Origin of the sequence: Methylobacterium trifolii (assembly GCF_022179685.1) — a bacterium.
Taxonomy (GTDB): Bacteria; Pseudomonadota; Alphaproteobacteria; order Rhizobiales; family Beijerinckiaceae; genus Methylobacterium; species Methylobacterium trifolii.
This window is the reverse complement of sequence record NZ_BPRB01000180.1, coordinates 1-5,826: the sequence shown is the minus strand read 5'-3', so window position 1 is coordinate 5,826 and position 5,826 is coordinate 1. Positions and strand designations below refer to the sequence as shown.

The 5,826-nt window shown below is 63.5% G+C and carries 3 protein-coding genes and 2 pseudogenes; 2 read left to right on the top strand and 3 right to left on the bottom strand.

The genetic code is table 11. The features are described from left to right. The first annotated feature begins 479 nt into the window (after window positions 1–479). Entirely contained in the window at window positions 480–1,580 is a 1,101-nt protein-coding gene (locus tag COGEMETH_RS15945; RefSeq protein ID WP_238183588.1) for a helix-turn-helix domain-containing protein, read from the top strand. Between the two features lie 235 nt (window positions 1,581–1,815). Here COGEMETH_RS15945 and COGEMETH_RS15940 read toward each other — a convergent pair whose 3' ends face one another. Next, window positions 1,816–2,178, bottom strand: a complete 363-nt coding sequence (locus tag COGEMETH_RS15940) for a cupredoxin domain-containing protein (RefSeq protein WP_238183587.1) — start codon at window positions 2,176–2,178, stop codon at window positions 1,816–1,818. Between the two features lie 414 nt (window positions 2,179–2,592). Further along, window positions 2,593–4,428: a Calx-beta domain-containing protein gene (locus COGEMETH_RS15935; protein WP_283215002.1), complete on the bottom strand. Its 1,836-nt coding sequence runs from the start codon at window positions 4,426–4,428 to the stop codon at window positions 2,593–2,595. A gap of 768 nt (window positions 4,429–5,196) precedes the next feature. On the opposite strand from COGEMETH_RS15935, the pseudogene COGEMETH_RS15930 reads away from it, so the two are divergent. Further along, window positions 5,197–5,349: pseudogene (locus COGEMETH_RS15930) on the top strand (recombinase family protein); the annotation flags it as partial. Window positions 5,350–5,366: 17 nt separating this feature from the next. Here the strand turns inward: COGEMETH_RS15930 and COGEMETH_RS15925 are convergent. Further along, window positions 5,367–5,743: pseudogene (locus COGEMETH_RS15925) on the bottom strand (transposase). Window positions 5,744–5,826 lie beyond the last annotated feature (83 nt).

The window sequence follows — 5,826 nt, the reverse complement described above, 5'->3', positions numbered from 1 at the left end:
TGTCGGCCGTCTGCGTTCCAGGAACCGTGGCCATCGTGCGCTCCATCCCTCAAACGTGCCCGCACAGCAGGCCTCCAGCCGTTCCGGATACGACCGGCTTTGCTCCGTCCTCGGATCGAGGGCGGAGTTCGCGACGTGAGGCCGCGCTGCTCATGATGCGGTCAAGCGGCCCGGCGCGCGCGCCATACGTCCGCCTATTAAATTTCCCCTAACATGGCCGTATCGTTTTTCACCAGGGCTGATGAGGACTGCAGCGACACAGAAACGCGAGACCCGATACAGGCCTGTGTACGGTTCTAGACCAATTGAGATACATGGTCGGTGAAGTTGAGATGGTTTGTCAGCGGGCGCAGGCTCTTCCCCGAGCGCCGGGCCGAACCGAGGCCGGCATCCGGGAGCGGCGGCAAACGCCAAGCCGACCGGCGGGAGAGGCTCGGTTTCGTAGGGACAGGCTCGCAGGAGCGTCGAGGGGTAGGCCGATGACGACCGAGACCGAACCGTACGATCCGCAGCAGGCCAGGCTGCGCCGGCACGAGACCAAGCCCGAGGGGATCTCCAGCATCACCCTGTGGCAGGTCTACCGGAGTCGGCTCGCCCCGCTCTGCGACGTCAGCCTGCCCGAGAAGGGTGCGGAAGCCGGGTTCTGCGTGACCAGCCTCGCCTACCAGACCACCCGCGCCTCGCTGATGCAGACCACCTCCGTCGCCCAGATCCTGCGACGGGGCCCGAAGCAGATCGTCAACGGCACCGACCAGATCCTGCTCTACCTCCAGGTCGCCGGTAGCCTCGCCGCCGACTGCGATGGGCGCCGCATCCAGGTGGAACCGGGCGACCTGGTGCTGTTCGACTACGCCCGGCCCCTCGTGAGCCGCGTCGGCGCCTTCACCAACCTCGTGCTCGCGGTCGATCGCGATACGGTGCCCGCGCCCCTGCTCGGCCTCGGATCGGCGCTGCACGGCTATGTCCTGCCACGAAACACCGGAGCCGGTCGCCTTCTCGGGGCAACGCTCACAGCCCTGCTCGCGGCGGCCGAGCACCTCACGCTCGGCGAGGCCGAGGCGGCGGTCGAGAGTGTGTTGCACCTGGCTGCCGGGCTGGTGCGAAGTGCGCGATTGGCCGAGGCCGAGACGCCGGAGGCCGTCGGCATGATCCGCTACACGGCGGCCCTCGCCTACATCGATCGGCACCATGGCGATCTCGATCTCGGCCCGGACGAGATCGCCGAGCATGTCGGCGTGTCGCGGCCGACCCTGTACCGGGCCTTCGAGCATGCCGGCGGCGTGCACGCGGTCCTGCTCCGCCGGCGCCTCGACCACGTCATGCGCGAACTTCTCACCAACCCGGTCGCACGTGAGAGCCCGACCGCCCTGGCGACCCGCTTCGGCTTCGGGGGGCCGACGCAGCTGAGCCGGACGTTTCGAGCTCGCTTCGGCCTACCGCCGGGGAAGTACTGTGCCCTGATCGAGAAACAGGACGCAGCCTGGCATGCGGCGCAGCTCGCGCGCATCGGCTTTGGGCCTGAGCCCATGGCGACGTCGATCGCGGCTCACGCATCGGCTCCGGCACGGATCGCCGAGTAGTCCGGCGCTCCGGCGCCTCAGGGGGCCGGTCGCTCCTCAGACCTCTTCGGCGCGGGCCTGATGTGTGGGGAAGTGGGGCGTGTAGAACGCCGCCGCGGTCGAGGGCGACGCGACCGGCGCGGCAGACCTCCGCCGGGGGAAGTGTGGGTCGAACAGGTCGCCGTCACGCCGGCGATCGAGGGTGCGATGCGGACCCGTCCCGACGGGCTCGACTTCGCGAAGGGAGCGCATCACGTCACTGCACATGGACGGTGAGCCTCATCTTGGGGTGGATGCCGCAACGGATGATGAAGTCGCCGGGTTCGGAGAGCTTCAGCACCCGCTCCATGCCCGGCTCCTGATCACCGCCATCGAACGCGAACCGGTCGGCTTCGATGAAGGCGTGGTGCACGGCGGTGTCGTCGCCGTTGACCAGGACCAGGCTGTCCCCCCGGCGCAGGAACAGATCGCCCGGGTCGTAGTGCCGACCCTTTTGCAGCACGACCCGGCTGGCGCTCGCGAGCGCGGCCCATGCTGGCACGGCAACCCCCCCGGCGATGACCAGGGCGAGGGCGAACGACGCCGATCGGGGATGACGGAGGTAACTGAGGAGAGGCATGGTCTAGCCGATCGCAGAACGCTCGATACAGGAAAGTCTGTAGTCCAGATGTCTAAATGCAGTCTGTTCGTGATCCGATTTATAGATAGAAAACCTTGAAGGCGGCTGATGGGCGATTATGCTGAACTCGACATTTGTTCGTCTGATCGCAACGATCCGGTGACTATCTGGTGCTGATCCGGCAGGGTCGGGCAAGCAGTAGTCTTCAGTGCTCATATTCCGAGTCTATACGAGCGTCTTAGAATGTCGTGTATTCGGTGGTTTTCCGGACGAATTTGTGGGCAACCGCTCGCATAACGGCGGCTTGCGGAACTACCCTGACAATCATTCGGTCTCTAGGCGTTATGGAAGTGATTGACAGCCTTCTGATTTTTCGAGGCAACCAAACATCTCACCGGGGATGTGGCGCACCAATCAAGCGAAGAAGCTGGCGTTGACCTGCCCCTCGGTGATGCCGGCGAGTTCGATCGTGCCGCCGCCCGAGAGCACCAGTAGCGCGCTGCCCGAGCCGTCGGCCGCCGTGCCGAAGCTGTAGCTCTGCCCGCGCAGATCGATGCGATCGCCTTCCCCTTGGGCAAAGCCCAGGATCACGTCGTGACCCGAGGCCGGGTTGAAGTCGTAGCGATCTGCACCCTGGCCGCCCGTGAGCACGTCGTCGCCGAGGTCCCCATAGAGGAAATCGTCGCCGAGATCCCCGTAGACCACGTCGTTGCCCTGGCCGCCGAAGAGCGTGTCGGAGCCTTGCCCGCCGTAGAGGGTGTCGGCCCCGAGGTTGCCGAACAGCACGTCGCTGCCCTGGTTGCCCAGCAGCACGTCCCGGTTCTGGCCGCCGTAGAGGGTGTCCGCGCCCTGGCCGCCATAGAGGGTGTCGTTGCCCATGTTGCCGAGCAGCAGGTCGTCGCCCTGGTTGCCCTGGATCAGGTCGTCGCCCTCGTTGCCGAAGGCCGTGTCGTTGCCCAGGCCGCCGCTGTAGGTGTCGTTTCCCGAGAGCAGGCTGATGCTGTCCGGTCCGTCCGTGCCGGTGAGGTTGTCGTCGCCAGGCGTCGGGCCAGTCGGCCGTGGCGGACCGATATCGTCGCTGATGATGGTGCCCGTGGCGGTCGCCGTGGTGATCGTGCCGAAGTTCGGAGCCGACAGGGTGACGGTGAAGTCCTCGTTCAGCTCTGGAAACATGTCCCCGACGACCTGAATGACGATCTGCTGGCTGGTGACGCCCTGGGTGAAGGCGACCGTGCCGGAGGGTAGGACGTTGCCAGCGAAATCCGACGTCGAGGCCGGGTTCGTGCCCGAGCCAGTCACAGCGTAGGCGACCGTCTCGCTCGCGTGCGCATCGCCCGTACGGGTGACGGTGTAGACGAAGCTCGTCGTGCCGGTATTGCCCTCGGCCTGCGCCAGCGTGGCCGGGCTGATGGCAAAGCTCGGGGCCGGGTCGTTGTCGCTGATCGTGCCGGTGGCAGTGGCCGTGCCGATCGTGCCGGCGCTGGGGCCGCTGATCGTGCCGATCACCGTCTCAGGCGGCGCCCCCTCGAACAGCGCGTCGTCGATCGTGGCGACCGTGACGAAGGCCCGGGTCTGGCCGGCAGCGAAGGTCACGCTCTGGCCGGTGATGGCGGTGTAGTCCGACCCGGCGGTGGCAGTGCCATCGGAGGTCGAGAAGCTGACGCTCTCGCTGGCCTGGCTCGCCGGTCCGCTGCGGGTGATGGTGAAGACCAGACCCTGGCCCTCGGTCGCCGTGCCGCCGCTAAGCGCGTAGGTCGGTGCCGCCTCGTTGTCGGCGATCGTGCCGGTGGCCGAGCCGGCCGTGGTCGAGATCGTGGCTCCATCGGTGGCGGCGCTCAGGGTCGCGGTGACCGTCTCCGGGGTGGCGCCCTCGTAGAAGCCGTCATCGATGGTGGCGACGGTGAAGGTGGCGGTGGTCTGGCCTGGCGCGAAGCTCAGAACCTGGGAGGCGGCAGTGTAGTCCGAGCCTACGATTGCTGTGTCGCCGCCAATACCCGCGGAAGCAGTCACAGACTCGCTGGACTGCGCATCGCCGGTGCGCGTCACCATGTAAACTAGGCTGCCACCCTCGGTGACCGTTGGCGCATTTGCAATCGAAAAGACGGGCGGAGCACTATTAAACGTAAGCTTGAAAGCAATATCTATATTACTAAAAATCGTGTCAAAATTTGAGCCAAAGCTCGAATCTCGCGAAGTAACGTTGTTTGAAGAAAAGAAACTGCCATTCGCATATGAGTTATTGGCAGACACAGAAGCCCGATCGGATGCACCATCACGCGCAACAAAACTATCTAGAATAAAGGCATACTGTACGCCCGGCGTAAGCTGTAGATTGCTGGTACTAACACTTACTGGCTGCGTGCTACCTGCTTGAACCGAGATGGTAGCGCTTTCGAACAATAGTACACCTGGACTGAACTGCCCAGCCGCTAAAGAATCATTGGTCGTAATCAAAAGCCTAAAATTAGAGTTTGAGCCAGAAGTATTTGTAATTCCAGTAAGATCGACTGAGCTTAGTGTAGAGTCAGCAGCCAAAAAAGTCTGAGCGAAGTATGTAGACGTAGGCTCACCTATTGAACCTTGGGTTGCATTGGAGGCACTATTGTCGATTATAGTTGCCACGGGACACTCCTACAAATGCGACAGTCAGCATTGCACGGCTATAGACTGGGATGATGTCGCAATGGAAAGTCAAACTGAAAAGAATTCTGGAGCAAATTTCATAGAAAAGTCAATCAGTATCCGAAATATAAAAACTCAATCTCCATCAAGCTTGACGTTCGCAGCCATAGAAAAATATGCTTCGATACCGCCCCGATTATCGATCTGGTTCCTCCTTCTGTGTCAGAATATCGAAATAAGACGGCTATCCTATTGGCTATCATGTCGGCAATCCGATCGTTTTCCCAACGGTGCGCAAGCGTGCGGGTCGAGCTATCTGAAACTCCACCTTTTCCGTCGGGAAAACGTGTCGGCAATTCTATTGCCGAGTAAACCTTCCTGCGGCACTATCCCGACATGCTTGTCGGATATGCCCGCGTCTCGACCCAGGACCAGAATCTCGACTTGCAGCGCGACGCGCTGACCAAGGCCGGCTGCGAACGCTTGTTCGAGGAGAAGAAGTCCGGCAAGGCCGGGACCAGACGCCCCGCCTTCGATGAAGCGCTCGCTGCGCGTAAGACCCCGTTTCATAATGCCTTTGCCAGCCGTCTGACGAGGATCATGGCGGCGGCGAGGACGAAGAAGGCGAGTGCGGAGGACGGCGTTGCCTCATGGTCGCGGGCGAGCCTGCGGCAGCGGGCGATCCATCCGAAGGTGCGCTCGATGACCCAGCGCCTCGGCTGGACGGCGAAGCCTGCTGGCCCGCCTCCGGTGCGATGATCTCGACGGTGATGGTGGAGGCCGAGGCGACCTTCTCGCCCCTGTAAGCGCGGTCGGCGAAGCAGTGGGCCAGGAACGGCCACAGGTTACGCGAGGCTCGTAGCAGGGCGACACCGCCGTGGCCGTCGTGCAGGTTGGCGGGCGAGACAGCCGCGACCAGCAGGCGACCGTCCGTATCGGTCAGCGCATGACGTTTGCGGCCGACGACGCGGCGGGCGGGATCGTAGCCGCGCTCGCCTTTGACACCGACCCCGCCGGAGCGCGCGG

What these genes read in the sequence shown, in the direction of transcription:
- COGEMETH_RS15940 (WP_238183587.1), bottom strand. Translation starts at nt 2,178, where the DNA reads ATGCCTCTCCTCAGTTACCTCCGTCATCCCCGATCGGCGTCGTTCGCC.
- COGEMETH_RS15945 (WP_238183588.1), top strand. Translation starts at nt 480, where the DNA reads ATGACGACCGAGACCGAACCGTACGATCCGCAGCAGGCCAGGCTGCGC.